Here is a 14,433-nt window from a genome sequence, read left to right on the forward strand (position 1 = left end):
AAAGCTGAGTATGAGGGTATATCGGTAAAGGGGACTGATGATGAGCGAAGAACAGACATTGACGTACACCTCGGAACGCGCGCAACAGCTTGCGGATAACTACGCGCGGGTTATGGCGCGCGTCCGCGATGCTGAAGCCGCCAGTGGTGTGCGCACCGAGCATAGCCCTGCAGTTCGCCTTGTCACCGTGACCAAGTTTTTCCCTGCCTCTGATGTAGCAGCGCTTTACACCCAGGGGGTACGTATTTTTGGTGAGAATCGTGATCAAGAGGCGGCTCCTAAAGCTCGTGCTCTTCGAGCCATCGAAAAACCTGCCGACCCCGCTTACTGGGCGTTTATTGGGCAGTTGCAAACAAATAAGGCAAAGTCCGTCGTAAAATATGCCCATCAGGTACAGTCCGTAGATCGTGCGTCTCTGATTGATTCTTTAGCAAAAGCCTATCGCAACCAAGTAGCTCGCTATGAGGCGGGGGAGCAGGACGCCCCAGCGGCTCTATCCCAAGGAGCTCTAGAATGTCTGATTCAGGTTTCGCTTGAAGCGCAGGCAACGGCCGGGCATGCATCGGAAGGGGCGCGTGGTGGAACGGACCAAGACGAGATTTTAGAGCTTGCTGAGCGTATCGAAGCTCAAGAAGAATTACGCTGTGGGGGTATTATGGCGGTGGCGCCACTGGGTGCGAACCCTGACGAATCCTTTGAAAAACTCTGGGAATTGGCGCAGGGTCTGCGCGCCGAGTTCCCGCATGCAGATCAGATTTCGGCGGGCATGAGTGCAGATTTAGAAGCCGCTATTCGCTGGGGGTCTACGTGTGTGCGGGTAGGAAGCGACATCATGGGGAAGCGAGATTACCCCTAGATTTTTACCAGGTTTTGTTGTGCAAGGCATGCAGCAGATGAGAAATACGCTGATAGGATTTTCAAGCGCTGGTAGAATATACACCTGTGAGGGCTGGTTGACGTCGTCTTTAAGAATATGCATCATCGTCAATAAAGCCCGTGGGAATACCCCCAAAATTCTCTGTGAACATATATAATCGGTGTCGAACCGACAGCATGTGCGGTGCTATTTCCCACGTTAGAATCTCAGGTATCGGTGGAGCGAATCTCCCGCATATATGTGAATGTACGACTGCGAAACGAGAGTAAAGAATGGCGAAACAAGGCGGTGGCAAACTTGCCAATAGCCTCGGTTCTTTCTTCGGCGTGACTCGTTATGGGTCGGAAACTGAAGAATTATCGGAAGGTATGCAGGATGTCCATAGTCATGATTCGACGGATGAGGCATCTATTCCTTCCACTGAAACTCCCGCTCCATCACCTGGAATCCGGCTGAATGCATTACCCACACCAGCATCTGCTAACCCTGATACCGCAGCTATGCCACAGGCAACGGGCGCTGCGGAGCCACTATCTGTAGAATCAGAAGCGATTACGGCATCGTCTGCTTATCAAACTTCAGCTCAGCGGCAAGAAACCAACCAGTTTGCCGCGACTTACACGCCAATCCCACACCGGGAACAGAAAACTAACCGAGAGGAATACCAGGTGCAAAATCACTACGAGACCGACGAGTACCCCTACCCTTCCTCCGGCTACGATCAAGTTCATGAGCTTGATGTGAACTCTTACGGCATTGACGAGGGTCTTGGTGCCGGATACCCCTACGAGGAAGATGAGGACGAATTGCGCCGCATTACAACAATCCACCCCCGCTCATACAACGACGCCAAAATTATTGGTGAAGCGTTTCGTGAGAATATTCCTGTGATTATGAATGTCGCTGAAATGAGCGATTCGGATGCTAAACGTCTTGTGGACTTTGCCTCCGGACTCGCATTCGGGCTCTCAGGTCGCATTGAACGTGTGACCGGGCAGGTATTCTTGCTAACCCCCGAAAACCTAGAGGTACTGGGGGCTGACACGACTCCGGCACCGGGCGCTTTTGAGGCTGAGGGCCCGTTTCCTTTTGACCAGGGGTAATGCATGGGGTACATCTTCGCCATCATTACCATAGCCCTGCACATTCTCTACATTGGGTTGCTCTTGCGGATGCTTCTGGACTGGGTGCGTGTCTTTGTGCCGGGGTGGCGTCCGCGAGGGATTGCCCTGCTGTGCGCCTCTGGAGTGTATGCTCTGACGGACTGGCCTATGAACCAGCTTCGTAAGGTTGTACCGCCACTGCGTATTGGTAATTTCGCCCTTGATACTGGGTTTCTGATTCTGATTTTAGGCGTGGGACTTTTATTGTCAGTGATGACCTCTTTGACACTAACTTTTTCACGCTAAATAACAGTTATATTTCCTGGTCAAAGCATAAATTTTTCTGATATGCATAAAGATGTATGAAGCAATAACGGCGAGGCAGACTTTCCGTCAGGAAATACATTTACTATGATGGTAAGAGGTTCTCTGCGCCGAATTCCTGGAAAATCGGGTCTTGAAGTGTAGAGAAGAGTAGAATAATGGGCGGTACCCTAGCCAGCACCGTAAGTTTATTTAATAAATTTATGGGCATCCCAAAACCTATTCACAGATAACTTTATTCCAAAGGAGATAAGCTGTGGCTATCACCCCCGAAGATCTGATTAACAAGAGCTTCAAAATTGTGAGAAACGAATCCGGGTACGACCGCGATGAGGTTGATAATTACCTTGATGAGCTTGTTGTTGAGCTCCGCGCGCTGTACACCGAAAACGAATCCCTCAAGCGTAAGCTTGCAGCCGCCCAGTCTGGTTCGGCAACTCCGGCGACCAACAATACGTCTTCTTCGTCCGCAACGGCTAAGTCCGCTGCACAGGATAAGACCAGCACCCCAGCACCCGTTGCTGCTGGCGGCGCTCAGGATGCAGCAGGTCTGCTTGCCATGGCCCAGAAACTCCATGACGAATACGTCTCTCAGGGTGAAAAAACCCGTGCAGAACTCGTTGCTAAAGGTGAGAAAGAAGCTAAAGATCTGGTGGCAGCTGCACGTTCTCAGCGTGATGAGGTTCTTTCCAAGCTCACCGATGAGCGTGACAGTTTGGAAATCACCGTGGAATCCCTGCGTGGTTTTGAGTCGCGTTACCGTTCGAAGTTGCAGGAACACCTCACCTCTCAGCTTGAAGAGCTGAAGACTCTTAAGTCTTTTGAAGCAGATGCTCGCTAAGCTCTAAGCTTCGATACTTTTTTATAAACACCGTCCGCATCCGTGGCAAGAAGAACTTTGCTACTGGCTTTGCGGGCGGTTGTTTATACCTGGCTTAAGATAAGCTAGAGGAGGGCGAATTCAGGTACAACATCCGCCGCCCTGCTCATTGCCCTTCACCGAGGAGATACATGGAATCTGAAGAGACCACTGCGTCTGCCGCTGGTTCAACAGCATCGCATAAATCTGTTACGCGCATACTCTCATCACGCGGCGCATGGGTAGTCGGGATTCTAACGGCTCTTATTATTTTTTTCATTGACCAGGGCACAAAGCTTCTGGTGGTTACCAAGATGCAGATTGGGGAGCGCATCCCCGTGATCGATGGTCTTCTGTGGTGGTATTCCATCAGGAATTCTGGCGCTGCCTTTTCTCTCGGCGAGAATGCAACCTGGATATTTACGGTTATTATGGCGCTTGCCGCTGCAACCGTCCTTTACCTCTTCCGAAGGACGCGGGCTCTGAACTGGACCCTTGCCCTTGGAGGGCTGCTGGGCGGTGTTCTCGGAAACCTTTTTGATCGTCTTTTCCGTGAGCCAGGATTCGGTATGGGACACGTGGTGGACTTTATTTCGGTGCCTAACTTTGCCATCTTTAATATTGCCGATTCGGCGATCTGCGTTTGTATGGCTTTAATCGTACTGCTTAACTTCCGTGGCATAACGCTGCTTGGTACACGTGCTAAATCCTCTGCGAAGAAGGCTTCCGCACTATCTACCCACGTGAAAACTCAGAAGATCTCCGAAGGGAAATAATTGACCGATAATGTTGCGCCAGCAGGCATAACCGCCGAGTTCGATGTTTCTGAGGCTCTAGTAGGTATGCGATTGGACGCTGCTCTCGCCGGTGCCCTTGAGATACCGCGTACCCGCGCATCCAGCTGGATTCGCGACGGGCATGTGCGTGTGGTTCAGCGTGGAAATAAGCTGAAAATCGGTAAGTCGCATAAACTGTCCGCGGGCGAGACTGTGTTTGTGAATGCGCCTGCTCCGCGTGACCTTGCCGATATTCAGCCCGAAAAGGTAGATGGCTTCGGCATAGTCTATTGCGATGACGATATTGTGGTGGTCGATAAACCTGCTGGTGTTGCCGCGCATCCTTCTCACGGGTGGCAGGGGCCTACTGTTCTTTCGGCTCTTCTGGGAGAAGGCGTTACCGTGGCTACCTCCGGGGCGGCGGAGCGTCAGGGGATTGTACATCGGCTGGACGTCGGCACTAGCGGGCTTATGGTGGTGGCACGCAGCGAGCGGGCATATACCGAGCTTAAACGTGCCTTTAAGGATCGTACCGTTGAGAAGGTATATCATACCCTGGTACAAGGACTGCCGGATCCTCTCATGGGGACTATTGATGCTCCTATCGGCAGGCATCCCGGGCATGAATGGAAATTCGCCGTTATTGAGGATGGACGTTCTTCTATTACCCACTATGAAACTTTGGAATCTTTCGGGTCTGCCTCTCTTGTTGAGGTGCATTTAGAAACGGGACGGACTCACCAGATCCGTGTGCATTTCTCTTCATTACGGCACCCCTGTTGCGGCGACCTCACTTATGGAGCCGACCCCCGGTTTAGCGCCGAACTTGGTCTGACCCGGCAGTGGTTGCATGCGCATCGCCTAGGCTTTACCCACCCGGGAACTGGAGAGCACATTAAGTTTGAGAGTCCCTACCCGCAGGATTTAGACTATGCACTTGAGGCACTTCGCACCGGGAACATTACTAGAGCATAACTAAAACTCAGTCAGCACACTAAGAGACCAACAACCACAGCTAACGAGGAGAAAACGTGGCTAAGAAGGGCTTCGCGCATCTGCACGTGCATACCGAATATTCCATGCTGGACGGCGCTGCCCGCCTAGGCGATCTCTTTCAATACGCACGGGAACTCGGAATGGACTCGATGGCCACTAGCGATCATGGGTTCCTTTTTGGTGCTTTCGACTTTTGGCGTCAAGCGAAGGCCAATGACATTAAACCCATTATCGGTGTGGAAGCGTACCTGACTCCCGGAACTCACCGTACCGACCGTTCACGTGTGCGCTGGGGCGATGGATCTCGCGACGATGTTTCCGGTGGCGGTGCATACACCCATATGACTATGTGGGCGGAAACCACCGAGGGCATGCACAATCTTTTCCGTGCATCATCTGTCGCCTCACTGGAAGGTCAGCTGTACAAGCCGCGTATGGACCGCGAAGTACTGCAAACCTACTCTAAAGGACTCATCGCCACGACCGGATGTCCTTCCGGAGAAATTCAGACTCGTCTGCGTTTGGGTCAGTACCAAGAGGCAGTCGCAGCGGCAGCAGAATTCCGTGACATTTTTGGCAAGGACAATTTCTATTGCGAGGTCATGGATCACGGGCTTGATATTGAGCGTAATGTGCAAGCAGATCTGCACCGTCTGGCCAAGGAACTCAACCTGCCGTTTGTCGCGACGAACGATCTGCACTACACTCGCCAAGAAGATCACACCGCGCACGCTGCACTTTTGTGCGTGCAGTCCGGTTCGACCCTGACCGACCCTAAACGCTTTAAATTCGATGCGGACAACTTCTACCTGCGCTCGCCGGAAGAGATGTATCAGATATTCGGCGATGTTCCGGGTGCCTGCGAAAACACTCTTGAAATCGCCGAACGATGCAACGTCGAGTTCAATACCAAAGCGAACTATATGCCAAACTTCCCTGTACCCGAGGGGGAAAACGAAGAATCCTGGTTCGTGAAGGAAGTTGAACGAGGACTGCACTACCGATTCCCCAACGGTGTGCCCGATAAGGTACGTGAACAAGCCGAGTATGAGGTAGGCGTTATTACCTCCATGGGGTTCCCCGGATACTTCCTTGTGGTGGCGGACTTTATCAACTGGGCGAAGAACAATGGTATCCGTGTGGGCCCAGGGCGTGGCTCCGGCGCAGGCTCGATGGTCGCCTACGCCATGCGTATTACCGATCTGAACCCGCTCAATCACGACCTGATTTTTGAGCGCTTCCTCAATCCCGACCGCGTGTCGATGCCCGACTTCGATGTGGACTTTGACGATCGCCGCCGCGCCGAAGTGATCGACTATGTGACCGAGAAATATGGTGAGGACAAAGTCGCACAGATCGTCACTTTCGGAACTATTAAGGCGAAGCAGGCGCTCAAAGATGCTTCTCGTGTGATGGATCAGCCCTATTCGGTAGGTGAGCGCCTCACGAAGGCGATGCCGCCGGACGTTATGGGTAAGAACATTGCACTTGCCAATGTGTATAACCCCGAAGATAAGCGCTACTCCGAAGCGGGCGATCTGCGTGCACTTATCGAGGACCCGGTCGATAAGATTTACGGCGAAGTCTTCGAGACCGCAAAAGGTCTGGAAGGTCTGAAACGTCAGTGGGGTGTGCACGCCGCGGGCGTTATCATGTCGAGCAAAAACCTGACTGACGTGATTCCCGTGATGCGCCGCGAGGCTGATGGGCAGGTTATTACCCAGTTTGATTACCCCACCTGTGAAGGTCTGGGTCTTATCAAAATGGACTTCTTGGGTCTTCGCAATTTGACGATTATTTCTGACGCACTAGATAACGTCAAGATGAACCGCGGCATAGAGATAGACCTCGAAAACCTAGAGGTTGATGACAAAGAGTCCTACCGCCTACTGGCGCGTGGCGACACCTTAGGCGTATTCCAGCTCGATGGCGGTCCGATGCGCAGCCTGCTTAAACTCATGGAGCCCGAAGAGTTCGAGCATATTTCCGCTGTGCTTGCCCTGTACCGCCCTGGACCTATGGGCGCGAACTCGCATACGAACTATGCCCTTCGTAAGAACGGTAAGCAAGAGATTCAGCCGATTCACCCCGAGCTTGAAGAGCCTCTTGCCGAGATTCTTGATACTACCTATGGCCTGATAGTGTATCAGGAGCAGGTGATGGCGATCGCCCAGAAGGTTGCAAATTATACGCTGGGTGAAGCGGATCTGCTGCGCCGCGCGATGGGTAAGAAGAAGAAAGCTGAGCTGGATAAACAATATGAGGCTTTCCACGATGGCATGATTTCTAACGGGTACTCGGAGGGCGCAGTTAAGGCCCTGTGGGATATTCTGCTTCCGTTTTCCGATTACGCATTCAACAAAGCCCATACTGCGGCATACGGTTTGGTATCGTACTGGACCGCCTATTTGAAGGCGCATTATCCGCAGGAATATATGGCGGCTCTGCTAACGAGTGTGGGCGATAACAAGGATAAGCTGGCTCTATACCTCAACGAATGCCGTGCCATGGGTATTACCGTGCTGCCCCCGGATGTGAACGAATCCACCCTGACCTTTGCGCCTGTGGGGAAGGATATCCGTTTCGGCATGGGCGCTATTCGTAACGTGGGCGCAAACGTGGTCGACGGCATGATTGCAGCCCGCGAAGAGAAGGGGCACTTCGAGTCTTTCAACGACTTCCTGAAGAAAGTTCCGCTGGTTGTGTGTAATAAACGCACCATTGAATCGCTGATTAAGGCGGGTGCTTTCGATGAGCTGAAACATACTCGCCGTTCTCTTTCTCTGGTGCACGAGTCGGCAGTAGATGCTGCAGTCTCCGTGAAACGCAAAGAGGCAGCAGGTCAGTTCGATCTCTTCGGATCCCTGGGTATGGATGATGCACTCGGTGACGATCTTTCGGTGACAGTTCCAGATATTCCCGACTGGGAACGCCGCGAGAAACTGAATTTCGAACGTGAAATGCTGGGTCTGTACGTTTCCGATCATCCGCTGCGCGGTCTGGAACGTGCGCTTTCGGACGCGGCAACCGCATCTGTGCACGATATTATCGACGAGGACTCGCATATTCGCGACGGCGAAGTGGTAACGATCGCGGGCATGCTCACGAGTGTTTCGCGGCGTATTGCCAAGTCGAGTGGTAACCAGTATGCGTCGGTAGAGCTTGAGGACTCATCGGGCGCTACCCTGACCGTCATGTTCTTTTCCCGTGCATATGAGACGATGGGCAACGCCCTGGCAGATGACCTGATTTGTTCTATTAAGGGCCGTATTCAGCGGCGTGATGACGGCAGCGTGAATATGAGCGCTCAGGAAATGCAGATTCTTGAGCTGAGCGATGATGGTCGCGGCGCCCCGATTACGATTTCAGTGCCCGAGTACCATGTGACGGAGGATCGTCTTAAAGAGCTGAAGGGCGTTCTGCGTGATCATCGTGGGAATGTGGATGTCCGGATGCTCCTGCGCACTCGCGATAAAGAACAGCTGGTCCTTCTGGATTCGAGTGTGCGAGTTGATCCCAATCCCAGCCTCTTTGGTGAGATTAAGACGATTTTCGGTCCCAGCTGCATTCGCCGGTAGGGGAGAAGCCCTCAATATCTAGCGATATGGGTAAGGCTTATTCAGGAGGGGTAATTCCCCTGGATAATCCTTACCGAAACGTTAGGTCAGTTCTTCAGAGAGATCTACACGGCGGGCTAAAACTGGGTGTTAAACCATCGTGGGCGTGGCTAGGATGGACACAAGCCTCTGACGGTTCTCTTGACGGCATCTGTAAAATAAGAATGATGATGCTCGACGCGGGTGCTGCACAGCGCCCACCTGAGGAGACACCATGTATTGCCCGTACTGCAAACACACAGACTCTCGCGTAGTGGATTCGCGAACTACCGACGACGGTGCGGCCATCCGCCGCCGTCGTCAATGTACCGCGTGCAGTCGGCGTTTTACAACCGTTGAAACAACCACTATTTCCGTTATTAAACGCTCCGGCGTGACCGAGCCATTCGACCGTTCTAAGATTGCTGCCGGTGTGCGTAAAGCCTGCCAGGGGCGTCCAGTGGGCGAAGACGATTTGGCAAAACTCGCCCAAGAAGTCGAAGAACTTATTCGGGCCCGCGGACTCGCCGAAATTAACGCGCACGAAGTGGGACTTACCATCCTTGAACCGCTCTCCAAACTGGATGCGGTAGCCTATCTGCGCTTTGCCAGCGTTTACCAAGCGTTCGAGAACCTTGAAGACTTTGAATCTGCGATCGCTCTTCTGCGTGAGGACCGCGTGGGAGATGCCGAGCCTCCCGAGGACGCGGTAGCCTCTTCGGATAAAACTTCCCAAGACAAACGAAATAAAGACGCGAAGCCCGCGAAGAAAAATACCGCCAAAACTACCAAGGCTCGCTCCGGGAAATCAAACGAGAGCAACCCGCTTCAGGGTACATTCCTCTAAAACTTCAACAGCTACTCCTCGCGAGCAGATAGTATTTTGACGAGCAGATAGCAATCGGCTATCTGCTCGTCAAAATACTATCTGCTCGCGCTTTATGAAGTTTTACAGGCTTTAGAGTTCGCCGCGCCGCTGACGTTCGGAAGGCATTCCGCCAGCCCAAAGCGCAGCACCCACAATGCCAGCATTATTGCGCAGAGTCGCCATCACCATAGGGGTGCGAATCTCGTCCTCGAAGTAGGGCATAAATTTCTCGGGGTTCTTTGAGATGCCTCCACCAATAATGAAAAGGTCGGGGGAGAACAACGCTTCAACATGCTGGAAATACCGGCGCAGACGCTTTTTAGCGTACTTCTTCCACGAAAGATCATGAACTTCGCGTGCTCGCGCGGATGCGCGGGATTCCGCATCATACCCGTCAATTTCAAGGTGTCCGAGTTCGGTGTTCGGCACCAAAACCCCGTTGTTAATCAGGGCGGAACCAATACCGGTTCCTAAAGTGATAACGGCGATGAGCCCCGTCTTGTCTCGTCCTTGCCCGTAGGTGGCTTCGGCAAGACCGGCGGCATCAGCATCATTAATGCCGTAAACAGTCCTTGAATCCAGGGCGTCGCTGATGAGCTGCTCAAGGTTAGTGTTAATCCAGGCGGGATCAACATTTGCAGCTGAGAAAACCACACCATTCTTCACGACGGCGGGGAAATCGACGCCGATAGCAGAATAAGGCTCTGGCGCTATCTCACGTGATTGAAGCTCATCAACAATCTGGCGTGCCACCTGTGCGATAGCCTGTGGGGTTGCTGGCTGCGGGGTGGGAATACGAAAACGCTCGGACACCAGGTTGCCGGTTCGCAGATCGACGATACCGCCTTTCATACCGGTACCGCCAATATCAATACCGATCATCAGGTCTTTGGGGGTGGGCGCCGGAACATCGACGTATTCTACCGAGTTTTCGACCGGAGGAATTGCAGCAGTAGTCTCGTTCATAGGTCTCTCTTTCGTCGTGTCTGTGTTATTGGGAGGAAACTAAGGCAGGGTGAGAACATCCACGCCGTCTGCTGTGACAACCATGGTGTGCTCAAATTGGGCGGTACGTTTGCGATCGCGGGTGACCACAGTCCAATCATCATCCCACAGATCCCATTCGATCGTGCCGAGGGTCAGCATGGGCTCGATGGTGAAGATCATGCCCTCTTTGATCTCCATATCATAGGCGGGTGCCGCATCGTAGTGCGGGATAATAAGGCCCGAGTGGAATTCGCGCCCCACGCCGTGCCCGGTATAGTCACGCACTACACCGTATCCAAAACGCGCCGCATATTTTTCAATCACGCGACCGATAACGTTGATCTGACGGCCCGGTTTAACCGCCTTCATCGCACGGTTGAGGGCTTCTTCAGTACGTTCTACCAGCAGACGGGATTCTTCATCGACGTTGCCCACCAGCAAAGTTTTATTGGTGTCGCCGTGCATTCCATCAAGGTATGCGGTGACGTCAAGGTTTAGGATGTCGCCGTCCTCAAGTACCGTGGAGTCGGGAATGCCGTGACAGATTACCTCGTTCAGCGAGGTGCATACCGATTTCGGGTAGCCGCGATAACCCACGGTGGAGGGGTAAGCACCGTGATCGCAAATATACTCGTGGATCAGCACATCGATCTGATCGGTTGTCGTGCCCGGGACGGCAATCTTTGCCGCCTCCACAATAGCGCCTGCAGCAACCTTACCCGCTGCACGTACTCTCTCAACCTCTTCAGGGGTGTACATATTTGAATCGTTGCCCTCATTGGGGGTTTTCTTACCCACGTATTCGGGGCGAACAATATCTGCCGGTATAGTGCGCATGGGGGTGACAACTCCGGGGGTCAGGCACCCTATGGGTGCGGCACCCGGTTCTGCGGGAAGATTATGAGAAGTAGCCATAAAATTATCTTACCGGCAGAACACAGGTGTATCGCTAGGTACCCCATACAAAACCCGAACCTTTTTCCATATACGCAGAATATTTTTCGCCATGCGTGCGCAGGGCCTTAAAGTTGACGAAAATTGGTGAAAGACGGCGCATAAGGATGTAAAAGGTGCTACCGTGAAGGACATAAAGAACCTGCGTAGTTTTCTGTCACCAAAGCGCAGGCATGCTGAAGGAGAATAATGAGTATTACCGAAGACATCACCCCCGGTCCGCACCCGGTGCAGTACTGGTACAACACCTTTACCGGGCAGGTAGAAGAAGGGCAGCAAAGCAAGATTACCCACCTGTGGGGTCCTTATGCGACACGCGAAGAGGCCGAAAAGGCCATGGAAACAGCGCAGAAGCGTAATGAAGAATGGGACAATCAGGACTAGCCGATTTCCGCGCAAATCTTAAGAGCCAGACTCACCGTGTGTGAGGCTGGCTCTCGTGCTTTGTAGATTTTCCGCTGCTCCCTAAGACGGCTTTTCTGAGAGGATTTCTACTCAAAAGTGTGTTCTTGGGCGGGGAACTCACCCGAGCGCACCTCGGCGCGGTAGGCACGTGCCGCATCCTCAAGAAGCGAACCGATCTGCGCAAATTGTTTGACGAACTTGGGGAGTTTACCCTCGCGCATTCCCATAGCATCTTGCCAGACGAGAACCTGGCCGGTAGTGACGTTGCTTGCGCCGATACCGATAGTGGGGACTGCGCCCACCGCCTGATCAACGCGGCGCGCGGTCTCTGTAGTCACCATTTCGAGAAGCACGCAGAATGCGCCAGCTTCGGCGAGAGCGCGTGCATCCGCAACAACGGTATCGCTTTTTTCGCCGCGGCCCTGCACCCGGAAACCCCCGAGAGCATGCTCCGACTGCGGGGTGAAACCGACGTGTGCGACAACCGGAATACCTGCACGAACTATGGCACGAACCCACTCGGTCATAGCGGCTTTGGCCTCGATTTTGATAGCGTGTGCCCCGCCTTCTTTCATGAGGCGCGCCGCCGAAGCGACCGCTTGTGCGGGAGACTGCTCGTAACTGCCGAAGGGGAGATCGGCGACCACCATAGCACGGGATGCGCCGCGTGCTACTGAGGCTACGAGCGGAATCATCTCGTCAAGAGTAACGGTGAGAGTGGACTCATATCCGTAGACGACATTAGCGGCGGAGTCACCGATAAGAAGCATATCGATTCCCGCGCGGTCAAAAATCTGGGCTGTTAAGAAGTCATAGCAGGTGAGCATTGAGAATTTTTCGCCCGCAGCTTTAGCCTGCGCGAGGTGGAGGGTACGCACTTTTTTCACCGCTTCAAGGCTGAAAGGCTTATCTCCGGTTCCCGTGGGGGCAGCGCTCGTCGCGTTGTGCGGGTGCTGCGTAGATGCGGCAGAGGCGGATGCTGCGTAAGGGGCGTTTTCGTTCTCGCTCATGGGGTCTATTTTATCGTGGTTGCTCCGGTATTGCTGGGGGAGCGGTTCGCTGATAGATAACGCCTGATGCTATGGCATACCAAAACACCCATCATCTGGTTAGTACAGGGCGCGTAATGGGGAGTAGTCACCTCTGACAAGGGACTTTCGCCAGCCCCAGCGCCCACCGTGACGTTCTGCGTGGAAGAGGAAAACGGTATCTTGTGTGAGAGCAGGGGGCCAGTACACGAGTGGGTCGGTACCGGAGTCTCGTTTCTCAGCGGCGAGCGCATCGCATTGGAATTGTTCAAGACAGTGTTGTGCTTGGGCTTGCAGTTCGGCTGAAGACCGGGTCAGAGCCTCCGTTACAGTCGAGAGAATTTCTTCATGCGTAAAAGCTGAGAATTTTTCGTGATATTCAGTGCGGGCTCGATGGTGCAGCGCAGATGCGGATTTCATGAGGCGTTCGCACTCGCGGACCATCTGGCTAAGCGACATCATCTCGTAGAGTTGGGGTACCTGAACATGTGCCTGAGAGAGGGCGGCGCGAAGCTCTGGGCTTATAGGCAGAAGGCGACCGAGCGTGTACACGTTGGTGCGGGCTAGATTAGCAGAGATAAGTGTTTCGGTAGTGGTGCTCAGGAGGGCTCGCGCATCGTTTTTAGTGTCTGCGGAAAATGCGTATCCGAGAGCTTTGACAATATCGAGAGTAAGCTGTGTTGCCTGTACCAGCGCGGTGATGGGGTCTTGTGATGGCACCGCCGATTGTAGCTCGGTGAGCCTTGCACGATATTCGGTAAGCGTCTGAAAATGCTCTGATGCGTGGTCATCAATCTGCTGAAGCAGACCCTCAAGGGTTTTCAGCGTTGGGTTCAGCTGTGATTGTGCGGAGTCGAATGCGTCCGTGAGCAGGGTGAGGTGTCGATAAATCGTCTGGGCACCTTGGAGGTATCGTTCATGGTGCATATTCTCGTGCAGCGTTTGGGCTAGGCGAAGGTGCCTATGTAGTACATCAAATGGGAATGAGGTGATGGCTGGATAGCGTGTCTCAAGATCGTGAATTTGGCGCGATAAAGCCTGTTGGTGCTCCCGAGCACGGTCGGCGATATGCGCGAGTTTTTCATCGGTGAGATAACTTTCGGGAACGGGCAAATAGGCAATGCTCAAGAGTACTCCGAAGGAACAACTGAGAGACTGCGCTACAGCGGTTTTGAGGGCTTGATCGTCTCTGTGCACCGTGGTCGCAAAAGCATAATATGCATCGTGCATATTCCGGATGAAACTATCGGTATCTTCCAGATAGTCACGACTGACGGCTTTGCTGACTCGAACTTGGGCTATCTGCGCCCGTTCTCGTATCAGCTGAAAATATTGGGCGGCGTATACAGCTTCGCGGTACCAGGCGGTGCATCTGTGCATGAGTTCCGCCTGCGATAGCTCGAAAATTGAGGGGTGAGCGTGGGCAGGGGCGAACCCTTGGGGAGAGAGTGCTACTGCCGAGAGCGCATAGGGATCGGCCACGATAAATTCGGGCTCATAGATTCCATCGGGTAAAGGACAGGGCTCTTTGAAAGAAGAGATATAAGAAATAAGCCAGATGATACTGAACATAACGAGCATGAAGGCGCCGCTGAAAATAAGATACTCCACAATTATTCCTTCCTGGTTTTACGAAGGGCAGCTTCGCCACTTTATACGA

The 14,433-nt window shown here is 53.2% G+C and carries 12 protein-coding genes and 1 pseudogene; 9 read left to right on the plus strand and 4 right to left on the minus strand.

What is annotated here, in order from left to right; translation table 11 throughout:
- The first annotated feature begins 37 nt into the window (after positions 1-37).
- From HMPREF2804_RS05620 to nrdR, 8 genes and pseudogenes are all read left to right on the plus strand, one after another.
- On the plus strand, positions 38-856 hold the full coding sequence (locus HMPREF2804_RS05620; protein ID WP_048754833.1) for a YggS family pyridoxal phosphate-dependent enzyme: 819 nt from the start codon (positions 38-40) through the stop codon (positions 854-856).
- 827 nt (positions 857-1,683) lie between these two features.
- Positions 1,684-1,980: pseudogene (locus tag HMPREF2804_RS11310) on the plus strand (cell division protein SepF); the annotation flags it as partial.
- Positions 1,981-1,983: 3 nt separating this feature from the next.
- Complete coding sequence (locus HMPREF2804_RS05630) at positions 1,984-2,286, plus strand: YggT family protein (RefSeq protein WP_004004398.1); 303 nt, start codon at positions 1,984-1,986, stop codon at positions 2,284-2,286.
- Between the two features lie 274 nt (positions 2,287-2,560).
- Complete coding sequence (locus HMPREF2804_RS05635) at positions 2,561-3,145, plus strand: DivIVA domain-containing protein (protein WP_013398846.1); 585 nt, start codon at positions 2,561-2,563, stop codon at positions 3,143-3,145.
- A gap of 170 nt (positions 3,146-3,315) precedes the next feature.
- Positions 3,316-3,939, plus strand: a complete 624-nt coding sequence (gene lspA / locus HMPREF2804_RS05640) for a signal peptidase II (RefSeq protein ID WP_070627668.1) — start codon at positions 3,316-3,318, stop codon at positions 3,937-3,939.
- Between the two features lie 66 nt (positions 3,940-4,005).
- Positions 4,006-4,914, plus strand: a complete 909-nt coding sequence (locus HMPREF2804_RS05645) for an RluA family pseudouridine synthase (RefSeq protein ID WP_246824232.1) — start codon at positions 4,006-4,008, stop codon at positions 4,912-4,914.
- Positions 4,915-4,970: 56 nt separating this feature from the next.
- Positions 4,971-8,513, plus strand: a complete 3,543-nt coding sequence (gene dnaE / locus HMPREF2804_RS05650) for a DNA polymerase III subunit alpha (protein ID WP_070627671.1) — start codon at positions 4,971-4,973, stop codon at positions 8,511-8,513.
- Between the two features lie 253 nt (positions 8,514-8,766).
- Positions 8,767-9,378: a transcriptional regulator NrdR gene (nrdR, locus tag HMPREF2804_RS05655; RefSeq protein WP_013398850.1), complete on the plus strand. Its 612-nt coding sequence runs from the start codon at positions 8,767-8,769 to the stop codon at positions 9,376-9,378.
- 111 nt (positions 9,379-9,489) lie between these two features.
- Here nrdR and ppgK read toward each other — a convergent pair whose 3' ends face one another.
- Positions 9,490-10,281, minus strand: a complete 792-nt coding sequence (gene ppgK, locus HMPREF2804_RS05660) for a polyphosphate--glucose phosphotransferase (RefSeq protein WP_172461400.1) — start codon at positions 10,279-10,281, stop codon at positions 9,490-9,492.
- Between the two features lie 123 nt (positions 10,282-10,404).
- Positions 10,405-11,301, minus strand: a complete 897-nt coding sequence (gene map, locus HMPREF2804_RS05665) for a type I methionyl aminopeptidase (RefSeq protein ID WP_070627673.1) — start codon at positions 11,299-11,301, stop codon at positions 10,405-10,407.
- A gap of 228 nt (positions 11,302-11,529) precedes the next feature.
- Here map and HMPREF2804_RS05670 point away from each other — a divergent pair, with 228 nt between their 5' ends.
- Complete coding sequence (locus HMPREF2804_RS05670; RefSeq protein ID WP_004004406.1) at positions 11,530-11,724, plus strand: hypothetical protein; 195 nt, start codon at positions 11,530-11,532, stop codon at positions 11,722-11,724.
- A gap of 107 nt (positions 11,725-11,831) precedes the next feature.
- Here HMPREF2804_RS05670 and panB read toward each other — a convergent pair whose 3' ends face one another.
- Positions 11,832-12,755 (minus strand): 3-methyl-2-oxobutanoate hydroxymethyltransferase, encoded by a 924-nt coding sequence (gene panB / locus HMPREF2804_RS05675; protein WP_070627675.1) that lies wholly within the window; start codon positions 12,753-12,755, stop codon positions 11,832-11,834.
- A gap of 99 nt (positions 12,756-12,854) precedes the next feature.
- On the minus strand, positions 12,855-14,384 hold the full coding sequence (locus tag HMPREF2804_RS05680) for a hypothetical protein (RefSeq protein ID WP_048754829.1): 1,530 nt from the start codon (positions 14,382-14,384) through the stop codon (positions 12,855-12,857).
- Between the last annotated feature and the right edge of the window lie 49 nt (positions 14,385-14,433).

Source organism: Rothia sp. HMSC065G12, from assembly GCF_001811455.1.
Classification (GTDB): Bacteria; Actinomycetota; Actinomycetes; order Actinomycetales; family Micrococcaceae; genus Rothia; species Rothia dentocariosa.